The organism is Bacillus sp. LR--39 (assembly GCF_053613335.1).
Window position 1 is genome coordinate 1 of sequence record NZ_JBSIOT010001142.1, and the last position, 619, is coordinate 619.

At 45.7% G+C, this 619-nt stretch carries 1 protein-coding gene; it reads left to right on the plus strand.

From position 1 onward, the window contains the following. On the plus strand, positions 1–619 hold a 619-nt coding region (locus ACWHAR_RS28975; RefSeq protein ID WP_452088688.1), incomplete at both ends, for a virulence factor.

The following is a 619-nucleotide window of genomic DNA, read 5'->3' on the forward strand; positions in this document are numbered from 1 at the left end:
CAAGAATCTTTTGGAGAGGTAAAAGTTTTTGTGCAGATGTTCAGCGGCATTCCTATGCAAGTTAAATTAACCGATGGAGAGCGGGAAGAACGCTTCGGCTTACCTGAACGCTTTCAGCAGGCGATCTTAAAACTTAGATCTGAAGCTTCCAATGTTGTGTTTGAGCGGGCTTGGAAAGAACAAGGTGTCAGATTCGGTGACTTTGATGAAATCGGCCATGATGTGACAGAAGAGCTTCAAGCGGCATACAGTGATGAACGGCTGAAACGACTGACTGAAGCAGCCGCTCAAGGAAAGGGCGAAGCAAAACAAGCTGTACAGCGCAAAGCGTATAAAGTAACGCTTGATATGCTGGATGATGAGGACTGGAAAAAGCGTTATGCACACTTGGAACAGATGGATCCGAAAGAAGAGGATATCCCGGTTTTACAGAAGGCATTGGATGATCCAAAGGTGTCCATCAGAAGACAGGCTGTTGTGTACTTAGGAATGATTGAAACACCTGATGTTCTTCCTCTATTGTATAAAGCACTTGAGGACAAAGCTGTATCAGTCAGAAGAACGGCCGGAGACTGCCTGTCTGATATCGGCGATCCTCAAGCCATTCCTGCTATGATCA